The organism is Micromonospora sp. RTGN7 (genome assembly GCF_033804645.1).
Classification (GTDB): Bacteria; Actinomycetota; Actinomycetes; order Mycobacteriales; family Micromonosporaceae; genus Micromonospora.
On sequence record NZ_JAPZLF010000012.1, the window covers coordinates 76635 to 97630 of the forward strand.

Genomic DNA, 20996 nt, shown 5'->3' on the forward strand with positions numbered 1-20996 from the left:
GCGTTCGGCACGCACACCAGCCTACGAGGCGGAGGTACCCGCGATGACCACACCGACCGACGGCACCGGCACCCGGGTGCCCGACACCCGCGACACCCGGGTGCCGGACACGACCGACGGCACCGACATCCGGCTGCCCGCCACGATCCTCGGCATCGGCCTCGGCGGCTTCGCCGACGGCATCGTGCTGCACCAGGTGCTCCAGTGGCACCATCTGCTCAGCAGCACCGACACCGACAACATCGGGGTGAAGGCGTACCCGGTGGACACCGTGCCCGGCCTGGAGATGAACACCCTGTGGGACGGGATCTTCCACGTGGTGACCTGGGTGGCGGTGCTGGCCGGGCTGGCCCTGCTCTACTCCCGGGTGACCCGGTCCCGGGGCCGGCTGTGGCGCTCACCCGCGCTCTGGGGCTGGGCGCTGATCGGCTGGGGGCTGTTCAACCTCGTCGAGGGGATCATCGACCACCACCTGCTCGGCGTCCACCACGTGCGCGGGGGCCCCCACCAGACCTGGTGGGACCTCGGGTTCCTGGCGTTCGGGGTGGTGCTCGTCGTCGTCGGCTGGCTGGTGCAACGCCGCAGCACGGCCGTGGACGTCTGCGCCGAGCGGCGGTGAATCCGGCCCACGCCGGCCACCACGGGTTCGCCCCCGGCCCGGCACTGCTCGTACCGCTGGTGTTGTTCTGGATCTACCTGGCCGCCGCGCTGCGGCAGCGGAGGCCGGGCGGCATCGGCTGGCCGCACCGGCGGACGGCCGCCTTCGGCGTCGGCGCGGGCCTGCTCGCGGTCGGCCTCGGCCTGCCGGTCGGCGGCTTCGCCGCGCATGCCTGGCAGCACCTGCTGGTCGGCATGCTCGCGCCGCTCGGGCTGGTGCTCGGTGCGCCGGTCACCCTGCTGCTGCGCACCGTCGACCGGCGGCGCGGCCGGGCGCTGGTCCGGCTGTTGCGCCGGCCGGCCCTGGCCGCGCTCTCCCACCCGGCCACCGGCCTGGCGTTGACCGTCGGCGGTCTCTACCTGCTCTACCTGACGCCGCTGTACCGGGCGACGCTGACCTCCCCGGCGCTGCACCACCTGGTGCACCTGCATTTCCTGCTCTCCGGGCTGCTCTTCACCTGGTCGGTCGCCGGACCCGACCCGGGCCCGCGCCGCGCCCGGGTGCCGGTCCGGCTGGTGGTCCTCGGTGCCGCCGTGGCCGGCCACGCCGCCCTGGCCCAACTCATGTACGCGGGCCTCGCGGTGGACGTCCCCGCCCCGCCGGACGACCTGCGCGCCGGAGCGACGGTCATGTACTACGGCGGAGACCTGGCCGAGATCGCCCTGGCCCTGACCCTCCTCACCACCTGGCGCCCGGAAAGGAAGGGCACCTTCTTAACGCATCCGGTAGAGGAAGGGCCCCTTGTTAACACCCCGGGCGGGGGCGCGCCGGTGGTGGGCGGAAGCGTGCCGGTGGTGGGCGGAAGCGCGCCGGTGGTGGGCGGAAGCGCGCCGGTGGTGGGCGGAAGCGCGCCGGTGGTGGGCGGAAGCGCGCCGGTGGTGGGCGGAGGCGCGCCGGTGGTGGGCGGAGGCGTCAGGGCTTGAGTAGGGCCGCGATCTCGGCGGCGATCTCCTCCGGCGTGCGCCCGTCGGTGACCACCGTCGCGGTCGCCACCTCGGCGTAGAGCGGGCGGCGCTGGTCCATCAGGTGCTTCAGCGTCGCCCGCGGGTTGATCGCCAGCAGCGGCCGGCCGGCACCCAGCCCGACCCGCTTCACCGCGGCGGGCAGCTCGACGCTCAGGTGCACCACGGTGTGCCCGATCAGGGCCGCCCGGTTCTCCTCGGCCAGCACCACGCCGCCGCCGAGGGCGAGCACTCCGGCGCAGGAGGCCAGCCCCGCGGCGGTGGCGGCCCGTTCGAGGGCACGGAAGTGGCCCTCCCCCTCGTCGATGAAGATCTCCGGGATCGGCTTGCCGGCCAGCCGCTCGATGTCGAAGTCGGTGTCCCGGAACTCCACCCCGAGCAGGGCGGCGAGGCACTTCCCGACGGTGGTCTTGCCGGAACCCGGCGACCCGACGAGGACGACCGCCGGTCGCGTCTGGTTCACCGGACCATCTCCCTGATCGCCACCGTCGGTCGCGGGCATGCTCACCGGATCACCAGTGCGTCGAGGTAGCCAGCCAGATTTCGGCGGATCTCGGCGACCGAATCGCCACCGAACTTCTCCGTGGCGGCCTCGGCGAGCACCAGGGCCACCATTGCCTCGGCGACCACGGCGGCGGCCGGCACGGCGCAGACGTCGGAGCGCTGGTTGATCGCCGTCGCCGCCTCCCCCGTGGTCACGTCGACGGTGGCCAGGGCCCGGTTCAGCGAGGAGATCGGCTTCATCGCCGCCTTCACCCGCAGCGGCTCTCCGGTGGTGATGCCGCCCTCCAGGCCACCGGCCCGGTCGGTCACCCGGCGCACCCCGGTCGCGGTGGGAATGATCTCGTCGTGCGCCTCGGAGCCGCGGGAGCGGGCCTGCTGCCAGCCGTCGCCGATCTCCACGCCCTTGATCGCCTGAATGGACATCAGGGCGGTGGCGAGCCGGGCGTCAAGCTTGCGGTCCCACTGCACGTGGCTGCCCAGGCCCGGCGGCACGCCGTACGCCAGTACCTCGACCACGCCGCCGAGCGTGTCGGCGGCCTTCTTCGCGGCATCGACCTCGGCGACCATCCGGGCGCTGACCTCCGGGTCGAGGCAGCGCAGCGGGTCGGCGTCGATACGCTCGGCGTCAGACGGGGTCGGCCGCAGCCCCGGCTTCACCGCGACCGGGCCAAGCTCCACCACGTGCGAGACGATCTCGATGCCGAGGGCCTGCTTGATCAGGGCCTTCGCCACGGTGCCGACGGCCACCCGGGCGGCGGTCTCCCGCGCGCTGGCCCGCTCCAGGATCGGCCGGGCGTCGGTGTGGCCGTACTTCTGCATGCCGGCCAGGTCGGCGTGGCCCGGGCGGGGGCGGGTCAGCGGCGCGTTGCGCGCCTGCCGGGCCAGCTCGTCGGGGTCCACCGGATCGGCGGCCATCACCGTCTGCCACTTGGGCCACTCGGAGTTGCCGACCCGGATGGCCACCGGACTACCGAGGGTGACCCCGTGCCGGAGCCCGCCGATCACCTCGACCTCGTCCTGCTCGAACGCCATCCGGGCGCCCCGGCCGTAGCCCAGCCGGCGGCGGGCCAGCTCACCGGCGATCTCGCCGGTGGTCACCTCGATCCCGGCGGGCACGCCCTCCATCATCGCGACAAGGGCGGGACCGTGCGATTCACCTGCAGTCAGCCAACGCAACACGTCGGCAAGTCTGTCACGGCCGGGTCACGTCCCACCGCGCCGCCCGCCGTGTCCCGCCCTGCGGACGCGACACACGACGACTACGTCCCTTGGGACAGCGCGCGGTTGCGGGCCGGCGGACCGGACGCGACGTCGGCACGGCCGGGCTACCGGCTCGGGTGAATCTCGATCCCGACCACCGCGGAGAGCGCGGCGGCCATCGCAGGGACGGGGGCACGGACGCCGGTGAAGTGCTCGAACTGGCCGACCGCCTGGGCGACCAGCAGGTCCAGCCCGGAGACCACCCGACACCCGGCCGCCTCGGCCGAGGCGGCGAGGGGGGTCGGCCACGGGTCGTAGAGCGCGTCGAAGTAAACCGCTCCCGGCGTCCAACGGGCGTCGGCCGCGAGCGAGTCGGCGACGCCCTTCGGCACGGTGGAGACCACCACGTCGACGTCGGTGTGGGCGGCCGCGTCGGCCCAGTCCGCACCGGTCAGCCGGAGGCGCAGCGCGTCGGCGGCCGGGCGCAACTCATCGAGCGCCGACGCCCGCCGGGCCACCACGGTCACCGCCGCCGAGCCGAGCCGGGCGGCGGCAGCCAGGGCGGCCCGCGCGGTGCCGCCCGCCCCGAGCACGGTCACCCGGGCCCCGGGCCGCACGCCCGCCGCACCGAGCAGCTCGATCATTCCGGCGGCGTCGGTGTTATCCGCGTACCAGGAGCCGTCGGGCCGGTGGACGAGGGTGTTCGCCGCGCCCATCGCGGCGGCGACCGGCGACACCTCGGCCGCGAGGGCGAGGGTCGCCTCCTTGCACGGCATGGTCACCGACAGCCCGGCCCACTCGGGGCCGAGCCCACCGACCACGGCCGGCAGCTCGGCCTCCGCGCACTCGATCGTCGTGTACGACCACCCGGTGAGGCCGGCGGCTGCGTAGCCGGCGTTGTGGATCACCGGGGAGAGGGAGTGCCCGATCGGCTTGCCGACCACCGCCGCCCGATTCTCTCGCTTCATCCCCTGACCTATCCAACCTACGTCCAAAGCCGAACCGTAGCAGGCCTCGGCAGAAAGCGAAGATCAACGATTTTCTCGTCCGAGGGTCTTGTGACTAAGTGGATGTTGATGGTTACATCTTCACCACCCCCCAACCCAACTAAGAGTTACCATGATTATGCGGAAAGTAGCGACGGCCGCTGTTATCGGCGCGCTCGCAACACTCACCATGGCCGTCCCGCCAGCCGTCGCCAGCATTCTCGACGCAGGCGCAACGCCGAAGTCAGGCACTAGTGCCGTGAAGATCCGCACCGGCCCCGGGGCGGGATACACGGCGGTCGCGCAGATGGGTTCCGGCCAGTGGGTCGGATGCTGGTATCCGGTAACCACCGACTGCAACAACACCAGCACCGGTGTGACGACCGGAGACTCCTACACCTGCAACGGCACGACCAGCAACAAGTGGCTCAAGGTCGGTCACAACCTGACCCTGCGGTACGTAGCCTTGGGCTGCGTCAACGTCTCCCAAATTCCGCCAGGAGCGACGGTCATCGGCTGATTGGCATAAACGATGGTGGGGTGAAGTCGCTTGCCTTCACCCCACCATCGTTATGCCACGCAAATCAGATGATCCCGGCCTTCCTGGCCTTGGCCTTGTTGCGTTCGTGATCCTCGGGAGTCACGGCGAACGCGGAGTGACCTTCCTCGTCGATGGCGACGAAGAACAGCCACTTGCCGAGCGGCGGGTCCACCGCACCCTCCAGCGCCTGCTTGCCCGGGTTGTCGATCGGGGTGGGCGGCAGGCCCCGCAGCTTGCGGCTGTACGGGGTCTTCGTGTCGAGGAGTTCCGCCTCGGTCATATCCTTCGACCGCTTGCCCTCCTGGCCGATCGACTCGAGGTAGTAGTTGACCGTGACGTCCATCTCGAGGCAGTTGCACGGGAACTCGCCGTACACCCGGTTGTAGGCGACCCGGGCGACCTTGCCGAGGTCGTCCTTGTTGCCCGCCTCGGCCTGGGCCAGCGACGCGACGATCAGCGCCTCGTACGGGCTGATGCCGCCGCGCTCCTCCTGAACCCGGTCGGCGAACTTCATCTCGACGGTGACGGCGAGGAAGTTCTCCACCATCAGGCTGAGGATGCTCTCGGCGGTGGCCTTCGGCGGGATCTCGTAGGTGTCCGGGAAGAGGAATCCCTCGATCGACTTCTGGACCGGCTTGCCGTCGGTGCGCTTGAACCACCAGTCCGGCACGCCGAGCGCCTTCGGGTCCTTCGCGGCGGCCTCGAACTCCTTGACCGGGATCTTGGTCTTCTCCGACAGCAGCTTGTAGACGCGCTTGGCGGTCGTACCCTCGGGGATGGTGAGCCCGTTGTTGACCTTGTTCTTGAGGTCCAGCAGCATGACGAGGGCCTGCTCGGCGCTCATCTGCTTGCGCACCTTGTAGGTGCCGGGCTGGATGTTCTTGCTGCGGGCGTTCTCCTCGGCGGCCTCGATGAAGGCCTTGGAGCTCTTGACCACCCCGGCGGTGTAGAGCGCGTCGGCCATGTCGGCGATCAGCCCCGGCTTGATCTCGACCGTCACCTCGCCGGTGCCGGCCCCGTCGTAGTCGGGGGTGACGAAGTAGCTCTGCACCCGGTCGAAACCGTAGAAGGCCCCGCCGCCGATCACGCCGAGCAGGACGAAGGCCATCAGCAGGGCGAGGGCGGTCTTGCCCCGGCCGCCCGAGGACTCGCCGTTGCGCTTGCGCACGTAGCTGCGCCGGTGCTTGCCCTTGTCACCACTCCGCTCCGACTCGTCGAAACCGAGGTCCAGATCGTCGATCATCGCGTCCGCCTCCGCTGCGCGTCCAGCCAGCTCTGCAGGATCTCGACTGCGGCAGCCTGGTCGACCACCGCGCGTTGGCGCTTTCCCCGGACGCCACGCTCAGCCAGCCTACGAGAAGCCACCACGGTCGACATCCTCTCGTCGGTGAGCGTTACCGGAACGGGGGCTATCACCTCAGCCAACCGGTCAGCGTACGCCTTCACGTTTTGCGCCGCCGGGCCGTGTTGGCCGGCCAGGTTGATCGGAAGACCGACGACGACCTCCACGCAGTCGTGCTCGGCGATCAGCGCGGCCACCTCGGCCATGTCACTGGGCACCGCGTCGGAGGCTGTGGTCAGGTCCCGGGCGAGGGTAACCAACGGGGTGGCCAGCACCCCGTGCGGGTCGGACCGGGCGACCCCGACCCGGACCTGCCCGACGTCCACCGCGAGTCGAACTCCGCGCAACGTTTCGGTCATTCGTCCTTCACCTTGCCGTGGAACGGGTCAGGGCGAAACGCAAAGGGTCGCCCTGACCCGAGGTGGGATGCGATCACGCCGCGGCGATCGCCATCTCGACGGTGGCCAGCACCTTCGGCGCCACGGCCGCGGGCAGGCCGCCACCCTGGGCGAGGTCGTCGCTGCCGCCGCCGCGACCGGAGAAGGCAGCCTTGACCAGGTCCTTCGCCGCCAGGCCCCGGCCCCGGGCCGCCGCGTTCACGGCCACCACCAGGGATGCCTTGCCGCCTGAGCGGGCCGCCACGGCCACCACGGCCGGGCGGGCCGGGTCGATCCGGCCACGGATCTCCTGGGCCAGGGTCCGCACGTCGTTGCCGGCCGCCCCCTCGGGCGCCTCGGTGCCGACGTACGCCACCCCGTGCACGTCCTTCGCCTGGGCTGCGAGGGCCGCCGCGCCGCCGAGCACGAGCTGGGCGCGGAGCTTCTCCAGCTCCTTCTCGGCGTCACGCAGTTGGGTGACGGTCTGCTCCACCCGGTCGGCGACCTGATCGCCGGGGACCCGGAACAGCTCGGCGAGCCGGGAGACCAGCAGGTGCTCGCGGGCCAGGAAACCGAAGGCGTCCATGCCCACCAGGGCCTCGATCCGGCGCACACCGGAGCCGACCGACGCCTCGGAGAGGATCTTGACGAGGCCGAGCTGGGCCGAACGGGCCACGTGGGTGCCGCCGCACAGCTCGCGGGCGTAGTCGCCGACCTCGACGACCCGGACCCGCTCGCCGTACTTCTCGCCGAAGAGCGCCATCGCGCCGATCCGGCGGGCCTCCTCCTGGGTGGTGATGAAGGCATGCACCTCCAGGTCGGCCAGGAGCACCTCGTTGACCTGCTGCTCCACGTCGTGCAGCACACTCGGCGACACCCCCGTCGGGGTATTGAAGTCGAAGCGCAGCCGACCCGGGGCGTTCAGCGAACCGGCCTGGGTGGCCGACTCGCCGAGGAAGTTACGCATCGTCTGGTGCACCAGGTGGGTGGCGGTGTGCGAGCGGGAGATCGCTCGCCGCCGGGTCACGTCGATCTCGGCGTACCCGGTCTCGCCGGTGCGCACCTCGCCCCGGAGCACCCGGGCCCGGTGCACGATCAGGCCCGGCACCGGCTGCTGCACGTCGAAGACCTCGACCTGGCCGCCGCCGACGGTGATCAGACCCTGGTCGGGCTGCTGGCCGCCGCCCTCGGCGTAGAAGGGGGTGGTGTCGAGCACCAGCTCGACGGTGTCCCCCTCGACGGCTGCGCCGACCGCACCGCCGCCGGCCAGCACCGCGCGGACCAGCGACTCCCGGTTCAGCTCGGTGTACCCGGTGAACTCCACCGGCCCGCCAGCGTCCAGCACCGACCGGTACGCCGACAGGTCGGTGTGCCCGGTCTTGCGGGTCCGCGCGTCGGCCTTCGCCCGGTTGCGTTGGTCGGCCATCAGCCGGCGGAAGCCCTCGGCGTCGACCTTCAGGCCCTGCTCGGCCGCGATCTCCAGGGTCAGGTCGATCGGGAAGCCATAGGTGTCATGCAGCTGGAAGGCCTTGTCGCCGGCCAGTGCCGGCTTCCCCGCCGACTTCGTCTCGGCGATCGCCGTGTCCAGGATCGTCGTCCCGGCGCGCAGCGTCGTCAGGAAGACGTCCTCCTCGGCGTACGCGTACTGCGAGATCCGGTCGAACTCGGCCGAAAGCTCCGGGTACGACGGGGCCATGCAGTCCCGTGCCACCGGCAGCAGCTCGGGCAGCGCCCGGTCGCCGTACCCGAGCAGCCGGACCGAGCGGATCGCCCGGCGCATGATCCGGCGCAGCACGTAGCCACGCCCCTCGTTGCTCGGGGTGACCCCGTCACCGATCAGCATCAGCGCGGTGCGCACGTGGTCGGCGATCACCCGCAGCCGTACGTCGTCGGGGTGCGACTCGCTGGCCACCTGGCCGGAGTGCACGCCGTACCGCTTGCCGGTCAGCTCGGCGGCGCGGGCCAGGATCGGCCGCACCTCGTCGATCTCGTAGAGGTTGTCGACGCCCTGGAGGATGGAGGCCATCCGCTCCAGGCCCATGCCGGTGTCGATGCTCTTCGCCGGCAGCTCGCCGACGATCCGGAACTCTTCCTTGCTGGTCACGTCGGCGATCTCGTACTGCATGAAGACGAGGTTCCAGAACTCCATGTACCGGTCCTCGTCGACCTCCGGCCCGCCCTCGCGGCCGTAGGACGGGCCCCGGTCGTAGAAGAGCTCCGAGCAGGGCCCGGCCGGGCCGGGGATGCCCATCGACCAGTAGTTGTCCTTCCGGCCCCGGCGGACGATCCGCTCCGTCGGCACGCCGACCGAGCGCCAGAGCTGGTACGCCTCCTCGTCGTCGTGGTAGACGGTCGGCCAGAGCCGCTCCGGGTCCAGCCCGAAGCCACCGTCGGCGACCGCCTTGGTGACCAACTCCCAGGCGAGCGGGATCGCGCCTTCCTTGAAGTAGTCACCGAAGGAGAAGTTGCCGTTCATCTGGAAGAACGTGCCGTGCCGGCTGGTCTTGCCGACCTCGTCGATGTCCGGGGTACGGATGCACTTCTGCACACTGACCGCCCGCCGGTATGGCGGGGTCTGCTGCCCCAGGAAGTAGGGGACGAACTGCACCATGCCGGCGTTGACGAACAGCAGGTTCGGGTCGCTGATGGCGGGCAGCGGAGCGGACGGCACCACGGCATGGCCGTTCGCCTCGAAGTGCGCGAGGTACCGCCGCTTGATCTCCGCCGTCTTCATCGCTGGTGCTCCTCCGGAAAGATCTCTCGGTCGCCGATGCGCGGGTCCTCGCGCAGCTCGGCGAACTGGTCGTCGAACGCCTCGCCTCGGGCGAAGGCCTCGTGGATTTCCTGCTCCCGCTCGGCCATCCCGATCCGGACGTCCTCCACGAAGCTACGCAGCGACTCCACCAGACCGCCAGCGGATTGCGACAGGCCGCCGGCGATGCCGGCCGGCGTGTACGCCTGCGCGGTGCGGGTCGCCTTACGGACCACCACCACGCCGACGGCCAGCCCGATGCCCAACCAGAACAGGCGCCTCATGATCTCATTCCCTCCGTCGCCGGCCGGCTCAGCCGTTGCCGCGCTTGGCGGCCCGGCGTTGCTGCTTGATGGTGTCGCGCACCTCACGCTCGGTCTCGGCGCCGCGTCGGGCGGAGGCGGCCCGGCGCACGCCGTAGCCGAACGCGGCCACCTTCACCAGCGGGTTCGCCGCGGCGGCGGAGACCACGGTGGCCAGGTTCGCCACGTTCGCGGTGACGTTCTGGGCGTGGCTGGTCATCGTGTCGACCTTGGCCAGCTGCAGGTTCACCCCGTCCAGGGACGTCTGCACCTGCTCCAGCGCGGTGTTGACGTTCTTCACCGTGGTGTTGACGTCACCGAGCAGGGGCGCGGTGCGGTCGTTGAGGTCGTTGATCATCCGGGTGGCGGCGTCCACGGTGTGCCGAAGCCGCAGGATGGGCAGCGTCAGGATCAACACGAGCATCGCGAACGCGATAGCCGCGATCAGGGCCGCGACCTCTCCAAAACTCACGCCTGTCCTCCTAGTGCAGAGTTCCGGGACCCGACGTCCCGGAACGTGCGACCGTCATACCCGCACCGTCGCTCGGTGACCACGAGGGGCCAGGAAGCAGGCGGGCCTGCCAGCCCCAGACCCTACCGTCAGTTATGGAACCCGGCTCACGACGGTGAGGGGGTCGGCTCGCCGAGCGGGTCCTCACTCAACGTCGGGAAGGGATCCTCGCCGGTGAGTGAGGGGTCGGTGCTCGGTTGGGGCCGGGTCCGCTCGTCGTCGATCGCGTTGCGGACCTTCACCGAAACCAACGAGCCGGCGCACTCCTGCGCTGCGGGCGAGGCCAACGGCGTCGGCGCGGGCTCGCCATCCACCGGCGGCGGGACGCAGGTCCGCTCGCGAACCCACAGGTCGAGGGTGAGCTCGTCGCGGCGCCAGCAGGTGTAGTCGCCCTTGGTCTGCTGCTGCGGGCAGCGGCTCACCTTCCATGGCTGCCAGCTGTCCTCGGCCAGGGCCCGCTCGTATGCCTGCGTGGTCTCCTTGACCGCCCGCTCGGAGGAGACGGTGCGCTCCCGCAGCCGGCACTCCTGCAGGCACCAGCGGCTGCCGCTGACGTTGTCGACGATCTCCGTGGCCGCCCAGCCGGGCACGTTCAGCTCGTCCAGGGTGTCGAAGACCGGGTCGTGGCTCAGCGCCCGGAGGCCGAAGTAGAGCGGGATCGCGCCGAGCAGCACCAGGCTGACCAGCGCCAGCACGCCCATCCGGAGCCGGCGACGCTCCCGCATCTGCCGACGCAGCTCGGAGCGGGCGCCGCGCAGGGCACCGGTGCCGGCGGGCGCGTCCTCGTCGGGTTCGCCCGGCTCGGCGGGCCGCCGGAGCGCGATCTCGCCGGAGGTCTCGGCGCCGGGGCTGCCGATCGTGGCCACCCCGGCGCGACCGGCGGGGGTCTCGGCGGCGGGCACCACGACGGCGGCCCGGGCCACCGCGGACGGCTGCTCGGGTCGGATCGGCGGCACGACGGCACGCCCCCCGGCGGCCTCGGGGCGACCAGGCTCGGGACGACCAGGCTCGGGACGACCAGGCTCGACACGACCAGGCTCGACACGACCAGGCTCGGGACGACCAGGCTCGGGACGACCAGGCTCGGGCGGCCGGGCCGCACGGTCGTCCGGGCCGCCGTCGGGGTGGCCCACGGGGGCCGCGGCCCGCGCCACGGCGGGATGAGCGGGGCCGCCGGCCGTGGCGGCCCGGCCGGCGGGGACGCCGGGACGGGTTCCGGGTTCAGGCGGGCGGCCCGAACCGGGCTCGACGCCGGGCTGCGGAACGGCCGGGCCGAATCGGGCGCCCGGGGCCGGCCGGGAACCGGTGGCCGCGCCCTGGACGGGGACGGTCCCCGGGGCGGATGCCGCCCTGGGGGGGTGAGCCTCACCCGGTCGCGGAGCTCCCCCGGTCGGAATAGCTGGAGACCGGCGCTCCCCGGAACCGGACGCGCGGCCCGTGTTCGGACCGTCGACGGGCGCACCCGGGCGGGCGGCACCCCGGGCCGCTCCCGGCTGCCGGAACTCACCGGTGCCGGGGTCCCTGGGCCCGCGGACCTCACCGGTACCGCGCTCACGCGACGGCCCGACCTCGCCGGCGCCCGGTTCGTGCGGCGGCCGGCCCTCGCCCGGGCGGGCATCCGCCGGCGGGTGGGACGGTACTCCGGCGCGGGCGGCGGGCGGCGGGCCGGAGTCCCCGTGCCCGTCGCCGGGTCGGTCACGGCCGACCGACGCCCGAGCGGCGTCACCGACGGGCCGGCGGGGGCCGGTCGACGCGGTCGACGACGGCGGCACGACGGACGACGGCGGAGGCGGCGGCCCGGGGGCCCGGTTGACCATCGGCATGGCCGGGTCGGTGTGGGTGCCGCGACCGGCCTGGCGCAGCCACTGCGCCGGACGCTGCGGACGGTCGCCCTGGCCCGGCGTCGGCCCGCCCCGCTCGCCGGGGGCGTCGCCCACCGGCTCGGCGGGTGCGGCCCGCCGGTGCGCGGTCTCCTCACCCGGGTCCGGGTCGGGTCGACCCCGCCGGCCGGCTCCGGCCTGCGCAACGGTCGGCTGGGGACCGGACGGCACTCCGGGCACCGGGGGGGCGTTGCCGCTGAGCGGAACCACCGTCGGCTGTTCCTCGGCGGCGCGCCGACGACCCGCCGGGAGAGCGGGGGGCGGGACCGGCCCTGCCGCGCCTCGACCGGTCGGCACGCCCGGCCCGGCCGCGACGGAACCGCGGGGATGCTCCCCCTGCTCGACCCGGGGGCCGTCGACAGCAGACGGCTGAGGTGTGCCGGCGGGAGGCTGCTCCGGGACGGCACGACGCCCGACAGGGGCAACCGGGGCTGCGGCGCGGCCGGCCGTAGGCGGCGCGGCCGGACCGACCGGCCATCCGCCGGTCGGGGGCTGTCCGCCGCGTACGGGAGGAGTGGCCGGGGCTCCGAACGAGCCCGGCGGCCGGGATGCCTGCCCCGGGACGCCGGGGACCGGAACGGCACCCGGCGGACCGCTCACCGGCCCGGTCTGCCCCGCCGAACGGGGCTGCGCGCCGTCGGCCGGCAGTCGCCGGGGCGCGTTGTCCGCCGGATACGGCGGACGGGCCGGCTGCCCTCCGGGGTGCGGCGGACGGGCCACGCCCACCGGCGGCGGGGGCGGTTGGACCGGATTCTGCCCCGGACGGGCGGGCGGGCCCGTCGGCGACGGTGGGGACGGCTGGCCTTGGGGCTGGCCCTGGGGCTGGCCCTGCGCCGCGCGCCCGGGCGGGACCGCCGGTGACGGGGGCGAGCCTTGCGGCGGGCGGGGCGGCTCGGCCGGGTCGGGACGGCGGCCCTGCTCGGGCGAGCCGGGCCACGGGCCGGCGGCCGGGCGGGGCCGGGCGGGGCCGGGCTCGGCGGGACGGGCCGGCGGCACGGCCTGCGGGTCGGCCGGGACGCGCCGGGACTCCGGGTCGGGGCGACCCGGCGGCGGGGCCTGTCCGGGCGTACCGGCGGCGGGGCCCAACTCGGTGCGCTGCTGCTTGGCGGAGCGCAGGTCGTCGATCCAGCCGAACTCCTCGCCGCTGACCGGCTCCTCGGGCTCGCTGTCGGGTCGGCCCCGGCCCCACCGGCGCCCCTTGGCGCGCTGGTCACGCCGGTCGTCGGGGTCGTCCTCCGGTCGCTCCGAACCACGGGATCTCACTGCTGGCCCTCCCCGACGGCGTCTGCGCCGTCCTCGTCCGCCACGGTGGCGTGCCCGTTGCCCGACGGGTGGCGGCCGTTCCGTGCGGTAGTCGAGTCGTCCGGACGCGCCGGGGCGGGCAGCCCTCGGACGATCCGGCGTAGCAGCGGCAGCCGGGTGGCCACCGACCGCTCGGCACCGTGCCCGCTGGGACGGTAGTAGTCGGCTCCGACAAGATCGTCCGGAGCGTACTGCTGGGTGACCACCCCACGGGCGTCGTCGTGCGGATAGCGGTAGCCCGTGCCGTGGCCGAGCCCCCGGGCCCCGGAGTAGTGGGCGTCTCGCAGGTTGCGGGGCACCGGCCCGCCCCGGCCGGCGCGGACGTCGGCCATCGCGGCGCCGATCGCGGTGGTCGCCGAGTTGGACTTCGGCGCGGTCGCCAGGTGGATCACCGCCTGGGCGAGGTTGAGCTGCACCTCGGGCAGGCCGACGAACTCCACCGCGTGGGCGGCGGCGGTGGCAACGCCCAACGCGCCCGGGTCGGCCATCCCGACGTCCTCGCTGGCGAAGATGACCAGGCGGCGGGCGATGAACCGGGCGTCCTCGCCGGCCACCAACATCCGGGCCAGCCAGTGCAGCGCCGCGTCCACGTCGGAGCCGCGCATGCTCTTGATGAGGGCGCTGGTGACGTCGTAGTGGGCGTCGCCGTCGCGGTCGTACCGCACCGCCGCGACGTCCACCGCCTGCTCGGCGGTGGCCAGGTCGATCCGCTCGACGCCCAGCGCCGCGGCCGAGGCGGCAGCCGCCTCCAGCGCGGTCAGCGCCTTGCGCACGTCGCCACCGGCGAGGCGGACGAGATGGTCCTCGGCGTCGGACTCCAGGGCGAGCGCGCCACCGAGGCCCCGGGAGTCGGCGACCGCGCGGCGCAGTAGGCCGCGCACGGCCGTGTCGTCCAGCGGTTGGAGGGTGAGCAGCACGCACCGGGACAGCAGCGGCGAGATGACCGAGAAGTACGGGTTCTCCGTGGTGGCCGCCAGCAGCGTGACCGTCCGGTCCTCGACGGCGGCGAGCAGCGAGTCCTGCTGGGTCTTGCTGAACCGGTGCACCTCGTCGATGAAGAGCACCGTCTGCGGGCCGCCAGAACGGCGCTGCCGGCGGGCGGCCTCGATCACCGCGCGGACGTCCTTGACCCCGGCGGAGAGCGCCGACATCGCCACGAAACGGCGGTCGGTGGCGTGCGCCACCAGGTGGGCGATGGTGGTCTTGCCGCACCCGGGCGGGCCCCAGAGGATCACCGACATCGGAGTGGCACCGCCGACGAGCTGGCGCAGCGGGGCGCCCGGGGCGAGCAGGTGCTCCTGCCCGACCAGCTCGTCGATGCTGGCCGGACGCATCCGGACAGGAAGGGGCGAGTCGGCCGACGCCGGAGTGAAACCGTCGACGCCGACGGAACCCGTGGGGGCGCTGGGTGCCCCGACGGACGCACCGAGGGAGAAGAGGGCGTCGGACTCCATCAGGAAGACAGTACCGGGCCGGGTCCGCGACGCCGGAACTGCGCCGCGGACCCGGCCCGCAATGATCGTTTGCGGTCAGCCGCGGCCGGGACGACGGCCTCGGTACCAGCGGCCGCCGCCACCACCGCCACCGCCGCGGGGGGCGCTGCCGACCCCGGCCAGGTAGAGGGAGAGCAGCAGCAGACCGAGCATCAGCAGGGTGTGCACATTGAACAGGTCCGGCGCACCGAAGTTGGTGTCGAGCAGGTCGATCAGCAGGGCGAAGCCAAAGACGATTGCCGCAAGAATGGCGAGCATGTGGTCCTCCGGTGGGGGTTACCAGTAGGTCGACGCCTGATGTACCCAATCGGTCCTCGCGTCAATCTCCGGGGTGGATCCGCCCGCCGTTCACCGTCATCCGCCCCGGCAAGCGGCCGGGGATGGAAGCGACCCGTCCACCGCGTCAGCCGTCGAGTCGTTCACGGGCACCGGCCGGCGGACCTTCTCCGGTGTGGGGGCGGGGGCCGGGGCGGCGTGCCGACCGGCTCGCCAGGCCGGCAGGTAGAGCGGCGCGGCGAGGGCCAGCACCACCGCGCCGGCCAGCATCGCCGTACTGACACTGCTGCGGCCGGCGAGCGCGGTCAGTGCCAGCGCGCCGAGCGCGCCGGCCGGCTGGGCCATCATCGAGTTCAGCGAGAGCACGCTGGTCCGGTACGGGCCGTCGACCTGGCGGTGCAGCAGCCCCGTGTGCAGTGGGTTCGACGCGCCGTGCACGGCGTAGCAGGCCAGGTAGGCGATCAGCACCCCGACCGGGCCGGCGAGCAGGCCCATCCCGACGACGGTCGCGCCCTGGCCGACGCGCAGCAGGGCGGCGCCGGCCGCAGCACCCGGCCAGCGCAGCAGCAGCGGGGTCAGCGCGGCCCCGGCCGCCGAGGCCAGCCAGGCCGCGGAGTTGGCGGGGCCGAGCAGCGCGGCGGCCCGCTCGGGGTCACCGACCACCTCGGCGAGCCGGACCGGCAGCAACGACTCGAAGGTCACCATGCCGAAGCCCCAGAACAGCTCTACCGCGACCAGGGCGAGCAACACCCGGGAGCGGCGCAGCAGCCCGATCGCCTGCCCGACCATCCGGGGCGCCGCGGCGACCGAGGCCCGCAGCGCCCCAGATCCCCGACCGGGCCGGACCTCAACCAGCAGCGCCAGCAGGGCGGCCAGCGCCACCGCCTGCGCTGCGAAGGCCGCCAGCACCGGCCCGGTCAGCGTGCTCACCGGGCCGACGGGGCCGAGCGCGATCAGTCCACCGCTGAGCAGCGCGCCGCCGGCGATGGCAAGGCCGGTGACCGTGCCGGCGTGCCCGAGGCCGCGCTCGTACTCCGCGTCGGGGTCGGCGGCGAGGGTGGCGTCGACGTACCAGGACTCCAGCGGGCCGCTGTCCAGCGCCCGGTAGGCCCCCTGCACCGCGAAGACCAGGAAGAACAGTGCGACGGAGTCGGCCACCACGAACAGCGCCAGGGAAACCAGGTTGAGCGCCCCGGCGGCGACCAGCACCGGCTTGCGGCCGAGCGCGTCGGCGAACCCGCCGGTGGGCAGTTCCAGCGCCAGCACCACCAGCCCCTGCGCGGTGACCGCCAGGCCGATCTCCGACAGCGACAGACCGCGCTCCTGCATCAGCAGGATCATGACCGGGATCAGCAGGCCGGTGGGCAGCCAGCGCAAGCCGCCGAGGGCGAGGAAGCGGAACCGGACCTGGCGCACGGTGAGGATACTCACCGGGTCTCTCCGATCATCGGGTACCCGGCCAGGAAGACGTGCACCGGCTGGGCATCCGGCTCGTCGGGGACGGACTCCTCGCGGTAGCGCATGAGGACCTGCCACATCTCCGCTTCGAGCGCCTGGAGCCGGGCCGGTCCCAGGTGGAGCAGGGCGTCGCTCATGCCGGCGGCGTCCCGCCACGCGGGCGACCAGTCCGGGCGGGCGGCGAACCACCGCTCGGCCCGCTCGGCGAGCAGTCGCACCTGGTCACCCTGGATCCACTCGATCGCGGCCCGGGCGTCCGGGTCGTCGTCGAAGTCCGTCGGCTCCCAGTCGGTCACGTCGTGCGCGGCGCGCCACCAGCGCTGCCGGCCGATGGCCCGATCCGGGTCCTCCACGACCAGCCCTACCTCGGCAAGCTGGCGCAGGTGGTAGCTGGTGGCGCCGGTGTTGGTGTCGAGCTTCCCGGCGAGGGCCGTGGCGGTCGCCGGGCCGTCGACCCGCAGCGCGCCGAGCAGCCGCAGCCGCAGCGGATGCGCGAGCACCCGCACCTGTCGGTGGTCCAGCCGGACGGCACTGGGCGTTCCTGGCGAGGTTCCGCTGTCCATGCCTGCACAATATCCATGCACACTTTCTATGCACAATAGTTGTGCATAGAAAGTGTGCAACATCTGACAGTGGCCGTGGAGAGCTCAGAGAGCCAGGAGTTCGCTGACCCCGCGCAGGCGGATGCTCAGCAGGCCGGCGGCGCGGGAGCTGTCGAGGCGTACCTCGGTGGGGCGGATCAGGCCCGTCTCCGCTCGGGTGCCGGTCCGCAAGCCGGCCGGGTCGATGCCGAACCCGCGGGCCACCAGCAGCCCCAGCTCGGCCCGACTGACCGCCTCCGGGCCGGCCACGTTGAGCAGGCCGGCGTGGTCGCCCTCCACCAACTCCAGCACGGCGGCGGCCAGGTCGGTCACGTCGACCGGGCAGCGGACCTCGTCGGTGAACAGGCTCGCCCGGCCGGCGAGGGCGTCCAGGCAGAGCCGGATCTGCTTGCTCCGCTCGTCGCCGACGATCAACGAGGTACGCACCAGCACCGCCCCTGGGTCGATCGCCCGCACGGCGGTCTCCGCCGCCGCCTTCGCCGCCCCGTACGCGAAGACCGGGGTGGGAACCTCGTCGTCGGCGTACGGCTCGGGCCGGCCGGCGTGCAGTGCGTCGCTGGACAGGTGCACCAGCCGGGCCCCCGCCTCGGCGGCCGCGTACGCCACGTTCGCCGCGCCGTCGGCGGTGACCGTCCAGTCGTCGTACCGGTAGGGGGTGCTCACCACGGCGGCGGGCCGCACGGCCGCGACCAGCGCACGCACGGCGGCCCGGTCGGTCACGTCGACCCGATGCGCCTCGACCCCAGCCAGCTCGACGGGGTTGGCGTGGTACGTGCCGACCACCCGCCGCCCCGCCGCCACGGCCTGCCGGCACACCTCCGCGCCGAGGTACCCGCTGGCACCCACCACGAGCAGCGTCACACGTATCCCCCTCTACGGCAGCAGGGCGTCACCGAGGTGACGCCCCGCTGCATCCTGCGAAAGACCGGTCAGACCGGGTCGGCCACCGGGGCGGCCGGGCCGGCGGTGCCGGTGTGCGGCGCGGCGGCCGGCTTCGGCTTGGCGTCGATGCCCGCCTCGGCGCGCTGCTGCCCGGTGATCGGGGTGGGCGCACCGGTCAGCGGATCGAAGCCGCCCCGGGTCTTCGGGAACGCGATGACCTCGCGGATCGAGTCCGCGCCGGCCAGCAGCATGCAGACCCGGTCCCAGCCGAACGCGATGCCGCCGTGCGGCGGGGCGCCGTACTTGAACGCCTCCAGCAGGAAGCCGAACTTGTCCTGCGCCTCGGCCGGGGTGATGCCGAGCAGGTCGAAGACCCGCTTCTGCACGTCGCCCCGGTGGATACGGATGGAACCGCCGCCGATCTCGTTGCCGTTGCAGACGATGTCGTACGCGTACGCCAGGGCCCGGTCCGGGGCCTGCTCGAACCGGTCGACCCAATCGGAATTCGGAGAGGTGAACGGGTGGTGCACGGCCGTCCAGCCGCCCGCCCCGCCATTGTCGTCCGAGGTCCGTTCGAACATCGGCGCGTCGACCACCCAGCAGAACGCCCAGGCGCTCTCGTCGATCAGCTTGGCCCGCTTGGCGATCTCGACCCGGGCCGCGCCGAGCAGTTCCTGCGCCTGACGGGCCTCGGTGCCGGCGGCGAAGAAGACCGCGTCGCCCGGCTTCGCGCCGACCGCGTCGGCCAGCCCGGCCAGGTGCGCCTCGGAGAGGTTCTTCGCCACCGGGCCGCGTGCCTCGCCGGTCTCGGCGTCGAGCACCACGTACGCCAGGCCCTTCGCGCCGCGCGCCTTGGCCCAGTCCTGCCAGCCGTCGAGCTCCTTGCGGCTCTGGCTCGCCCCGCCCGGCATCACGACCGCGCCGACGTACCCGCCCGCGTCGATCGCGCCGGCGAAGACCCGGAACGTCGTGCCGCGCAGGTATTCGGTCAGCTCGGTCAGCTCGACGCCGTAGCGCAGGTCCGGCTTGTCCGAGCCGTACCGGGCCATCGCGTCGTGCCAGGTGATCCGCGGGATCGGCCGGGAGATCTCGTGGCCGGCCAGGTCGGACCAGAGCGCCGAGACGATCTCCTCGCCGAGGGCGATGACATCGTCCTCGGTGACGAAGGACATCTCGATGTCGAGCTGGGTGAACTCCGGCTGCCGGTCGGCGCGGAAGTCCTCGTCGCGGTAGCAGCGGGCGATCTGGTAGTACCGCTCCATGCCGCCGACCATCAGCAGCTGCTTGAACAGCTGCGGGGACTGGGGCAGCGCGTACCAGCTGCCGGGCTGCAGGCGCACCGGGACCAGGAAGTCGCGGGCGCCCTCCGGGGTGGACCGGGTCAGCGTGGGGGTCTCGATCTCCAGGAAGTCCCGGGAGTGCAGCACGCCGCGGGCGAGCTGGTTGGCCCGCGAACGCAGCCGCATCGCCTTCGCCGGGCCGCTGCGGCGCAGGTCGAGGTAGCGGTACCGGAGCCGGATGTCGTCGCCGGCCTCGACCTGGTCGTCGACGGGCAGCGGCAGCGGCGCGGCCTCGGAGAGCACCTCCAGCGCGACGGCGGTCACCTCGATCTCGCCGGTGGGCAGCTCCGGGTTCTCGTTGCCCTCGGGGCGGCGGGTCACCTCGCCGGTCACCTTCACGCAGAACTCGTTGCGCAGCGCGTGTGCGTCCTCCTCGCGGAAGACCACCTGGACGACGCCGGAGCCGTCGCGCAGGTCGACGAAGATGACACCGCCGTGGTCGCGCCGGCGGGCCACCCACCCGGCGAGCGTCACCGTGGTGCCGGCGTCCGCCGCGCGCAGGCTGCCGGCGTCATGGGTACGGATCACGGCTTGCGTCTCCCTCGTCTACGTTCGGTCTGCCCCCGCATTCTGTCAGGGTGCCCCGGCCACCGCCGCCACCGGGCGCGGTGACGAGGTGAGGAAGGGCGCCTTCTTACCGCATTCCGTTGTAGAGGGGCCCCCTGTTAGCACGTGCCACCGCCGACCGAGCCGGACCAGGCCCGCACGGCGTACGGTGTGGCGGATGCGTGTCGTACCCCGTTGGGCCCTGCTCTGCGCCGGCGCGGCGCCGGTCTTCCTCGTCGGCGGCTGGACGCTCGGCACGGCCCGGCAACCCGGCGGTTTCGACCAGGTGGCCGAGACGATCAGCGCGCTCGCCGCCGTCGGCGCGGCGGACCGCTGGATCATGACGCTCGGCCTGGTCGGTCTCGGGCTGTGCCACTGCGCGACCGCCGCCGCGCTGCGGCCCCTGGCCCCCGGCGGCCGGGCGCTGCTCGCGCTGGGCGGGGTCGGCATTCTCGCGGTCGCCGCGCTTCCGCGGCCGGTCGATGGCAGCTCGACACCACACACGCTCGCCGCCGTCGTCGCCTTCGCCGCGTTGGCAGTCTGGCCCGCCCTCGCCCCCACCGGAGTCGGTTGGCGACCGTCCCCGCCAGGACCACGGCCGCTCGGGTCACCGGCCGAGGCCCAGCCGGCCGCGCCCAACGACGGGTCGCCCGGGTCACCGGCCGAGGCCGGGCCCGCCGGGCCCGGCGACGGGTCGCCGGTCGCCGCCGGGGCGGACCGCCGAGGGCGGGCACGGGCCACCACCGGCGGGTACGTCGGCGGCCGGGCCGGCTGGGTGGCGCTGTCGGTCGGGCTGCTGGTCCCGGTGCTCTGGTTCGCGGTCGAGTTCGTCACCGACGGCGGGCGGGTCGGCCTCTCCGAGCGGGTGGCCGCCGGCGTGGAGGCGCTCTGTCCCCTGCTGGTCGTCGGGTGGCTGCGTGGGGATCGCCGTTCATCCCTCCTCGGCGGGGAGTAGGTGGCAGCTCCGGGATCAGGGCCTGCCAGGCCGGCGGGGTCAGCGCCGGCCCGACGCCGAGGCCGAATTCGAGAACCCGTCCCGGCCTGCGCCCGTCGGTCGCCGACGGACTCCGGTACGCCGGAAG

Annotated in this window: 20 protein-coding genes; 5 read left to right on the forward strand and 15 right to left on the reverse strand. The window is 73.5% G+C overall.

Going from position 1 to position 20996, the window contains the following annotated elements:
• Positions 1-43: 43 nt before the first annotated feature.
• Complete coding sequence (locus SNR22_RS19030; protein WP_320067953.1) at positions 44-619, forward strand: DUF2243 domain-containing protein; 576 nt, start codon at positions 44-46, stop codon at positions 617-619.
• Positions 616-1581: a cytochrome c oxidase assembly protein gene (locus SNR22_RS19035; RefSeq protein WP_320067954.1), complete on the forward strand. Its 966-nt coding sequence runs from the start codon at positions 616-618 to the stop codon at positions 1579-1581. The genes SNR22_RS19030 and SNR22_RS19035 overlap by 4 nt, the downstream gene beginning before the upstream one ends.
• On the opposite strand, the gene SNR22_RS19040 is transcribed toward SNR22_RS19035, so the two are convergent.
• The 3 genes from SNR22_RS19040 to SNR22_RS19050 form a co-directional block, all read right to left on the reverse strand.
• On the reverse strand, positions 1571-2083 hold the full coding sequence (locus SNR22_RS19040) for a shikimate kinase (RefSeq protein ID WP_320067955.1): 513 nt from the start codon (positions 2081-2083) through the stop codon (positions 1571-1573). The two genes, SNR22_RS19035 and SNR22_RS19040, sit on opposite strands and share 11 nt — an antisense overlap.
• 41 nt (positions 2084-2124) lie before the next feature.
• Positions 2125-3303 carry a chorismate synthase gene (gene aroC, locus SNR22_RS19045; protein ID WP_320067956.1) on the reverse strand — a complete coding sequence of 393 codons (1179 nt, stop codon included), beginning with the start codon at positions 3301-3303 and terminating at the stop codon, positions 2125-2127.
• 146 nt (positions 3304-3449) lie between these two features.
• Entirely contained in the window at positions 3450-4292 is an 843-nt protein-coding gene (locus SNR22_RS19050; RefSeq protein ID WP_320067957.1) for a shikimate dehydrogenase, read from the reverse strand.
• Between the two features lie 277 nt (positions 4293-4569).
• Between SNR22_RS19050 and SNR22_RS19055 the strand changes: the two genes are divergently transcribed.
• Positions 4570-4830, forward strand: a complete 261-nt coding sequence (locus tag SNR22_RS19055; RefSeq protein WP_320067958.1) for a hypothetical protein — start codon at positions 4570-4572, stop codon at positions 4828-4830.
• 64 nt (positions 4831-4894) lie between these two features.
• Here the strand turns inward: SNR22_RS19055 and mltG are convergent, their stop codons facing one another.
• The 6 genes from mltG to SNR22_RS19085 form a co-directional block, all read right to left on the reverse strand.
• Complete coding sequence (mltG, locus tag SNR22_RS19060; RefSeq protein ID WP_320067959.1) at positions 4895-6094, reverse strand: endolytic transglycosylase MltG; 1200 nt, start codon at positions 6092-6094, stop codon at positions 4895-4897.
• Positions 6091-6552 carry a Holliday junction resolvase RuvX gene (ruvX, locus tag SNR22_RS19065; RefSeq protein WP_320067960.1) on the reverse strand — a complete coding sequence of 154 codons (462 nt, stop codon included), beginning with the start codon at positions 6550-6552 and terminating at the stop codon, positions 6091-6093. The genes mltG and ruvX overlap by 4 nt, the downstream gene beginning before the upstream one ends.
• A gap of 73 nt (positions 6553-6625) precedes the next feature.
• Positions 6626-9304 (reverse strand): alanine--tRNA ligase, encoded by a 2679-nt coding sequence (gene alaS, locus SNR22_RS19070; protein ID WP_320067961.1) that lies wholly within the window; start codon positions 9302-9304, stop codon positions 6626-6628.
• Positions 9301-9606: a hypothetical protein gene (locus SNR22_RS19075; RefSeq protein WP_117671624.1), complete on the reverse strand. Its 306-nt coding sequence runs from the start codon at positions 9604-9606 to the stop codon at positions 9301-9303. Before SNR22_RS19075 ends, alaS begins: the two co-directional genes overlap by 4 nt.
• 28 nt (positions 9607-9634) lie before the next feature.
• Complete coding sequence (locus SNR22_RS19080) at positions 9635-10096, reverse strand: DUF948 domain-containing protein (RefSeq protein WP_320067962.1); 462 nt, start codon at positions 10094-10096, stop codon at positions 9635-9637.
• A gap of 146 nt (positions 10097-10242) precedes the next feature.
• Positions 10243-10860: a hypothetical protein gene (locus SNR22_RS19085; RefSeq protein WP_320068068.1), complete on the reverse strand. Its 618-nt coding sequence runs from the start codon at positions 10858-10860 to the stop codon at positions 10243-10245.
• A 1110-nt stretch (positions 10861-11970) separates the two neighbouring features.
• Between SNR22_RS19085 and SNR22_RS19090 the strand changes: the two genes are divergently transcribed.
• Complete coding sequence (locus SNR22_RS19090) at positions 11971-12876, forward strand: hypothetical protein (RefSeq protein ID WP_320067963.1); 906 nt, start codon at positions 11971-11973, stop codon at positions 12874-12876.
• Between the two features lie 398 nt (positions 12877-13274).
• Here SNR22_RS19090 and SNR22_RS19095 read toward each other — a convergent pair whose 3' ends face one another.
• The 6 genes from SNR22_RS19095 to aspS form a co-directional block, all read right to left on the reverse strand.
• Positions 13275-14771 carry a replication-associated recombination protein A gene (locus SNR22_RS19095; protein WP_320067964.1) on the reverse strand — a complete coding sequence of 499 codons (1497 nt, stop codon included), beginning with the start codon at positions 14769-14771 and terminating at the stop codon, positions 13275-13277.
• Positions 14772-14846: 75 nt separating this feature from the next.
• The gene (locus SNR22_RS19100) at positions 14847-15068 is read right to left on the reverse strand and encodes a hypothetical protein (protein ID WP_320067965.1); all 222 of its coding nucleotides are present in this window, start codon (positions 15066-15068) and stop codon (positions 14847-14849) included.
• Positions 15069-15164: 96 nt separating this feature from the next.
• Positions 15165-16517 (reverse strand): MFS transporter, encoded by a 1353-nt coding sequence (locus tag SNR22_RS19105; protein ID WP_320067966.1) that lies wholly within the window; start codon positions 16515-16517, stop codon positions 15165-15167.
• On the reverse strand, positions 16514-17107 hold the full coding sequence (locus SNR22_RS19110) for a winged helix-turn-helix domain-containing protein (RefSeq protein ID WP_320067967.1): 594 nt from the start codon (positions 17105-17107) through the stop codon (positions 16514-16516). Before SNR22_RS19110 ends, SNR22_RS19105 begins: the two co-directional genes overlap by 4 nt.
• A gap of 84 nt (positions 17108-17191) precedes the next feature.
• Entirely contained in the window at positions 17192-18007 is an 816-nt protein-coding gene (locus SNR22_RS19115) for a sugar nucleotide-binding protein (RefSeq protein WP_320067968.1), read from the reverse strand.
• A gap of 68 nt (positions 18008-18075) precedes the next feature.
• Complete coding sequence (gene aspS / locus SNR22_RS19120) at positions 18076-19896, reverse strand: aspartate--tRNA ligase (protein WP_320067969.1); 1821 nt, start codon at positions 19894-19896, stop codon at positions 18076-18078.
• 196 nt (positions 19897-20092) lie between these two features.
• Between aspS and SNR22_RS19125 the strand changes: the two genes are divergently transcribed.
• Positions 20093-20869 carry a DUF998 domain-containing protein gene (locus SNR22_RS19125; RefSeq protein ID WP_320067970.1) on the forward strand — a complete coding sequence of 259 codons (777 nt, stop codon included), beginning with the start codon at positions 20093-20095 and terminating at the stop codon, positions 20867-20869.
• Positions 20870-20996: the final 127 nt, after the last annotated feature.

Excerpts from the sequence above, each read along its gene's own strand:
- alaS (WP_320067961.1), bottom strand. The coding sequence starts at position 9,304 with ATGAAGACGGCGGAGATCAAGCGGCGGTACCTCGCGCACTTCGAGGCG.
- SNR22_RS19100 (WP_320067965.1), bottom strand. The coding sequence starts at position 15,068 with ATGCTCGCCATTCTTGCGGCAATCGTCTTTGGCTTCGCCCTGCTGATC.
- SNR22_RS19050 (WP_320067957.1), bottom strand. The coding sequence starts at position 4,292 with ATGAAGCGAGAGAATCGGGCGGCGGTGGTCGGCAAGCCGATCGGGCAC.
- SNR22_RS19110 (WP_320067967.1), bottom strand. The coding sequence starts at position 17,107 with ATGGACAGCGGAACCTCGCCAGGAACGCCCAGTGCCGTCCGGCTGGAC.
- mltG (WP_320067959.1), bottom strand. The coding sequence starts at position 6,094 with ATGATCGACGATCTGGACCTCGGTTTCGACGAGTCGGAGCGGAGTGGT.
- SNR22_RS19125 (WP_320067970.1), top strand. The coding sequence starts at position 20,093 with ATGCGTGTCGTACCCCGTTGGGCCCTGCTCTGCGCCGGCGCGGCGCCG.
- SNR22_RS19095 (WP_320067964.1), bottom strand. The coding sequence starts at position 14,771 with ATGGAGTCCGACGCCCTCTTCTCCCTCGGTGCGTCCGTCGGGGCACCC.
- SNR22_RS19030 (WP_320067953.1), top strand. The coding sequence starts at position 44 with ATGACCACACCGACCGACGGCACCGGCACCCGGGTGCCCGACACCCGC.
- SNR22_RS19085 (WP_320068068.1), bottom strand. The coding sequence starts at position 10,860 with ATGCGGGAGCGTCGCCGGCTCCGGATGGGCGTGCTGGCGCTGGTCAGC.
- ruvX (WP_320067960.1), bottom strand. The coding sequence starts at position 6,552 with ATGACCGAAACGTTGCGCGGAGTTCGACTCGCGGTGGACGTCGGGCAG.
- SNR22_RS19075 (WP_117671624.1), bottom strand. The coding sequence starts at position 9,606 with ATGAGGCGCCTGTTCTGGTTGGGCATCGGGCTGGCCGTCGGCGTGGTG.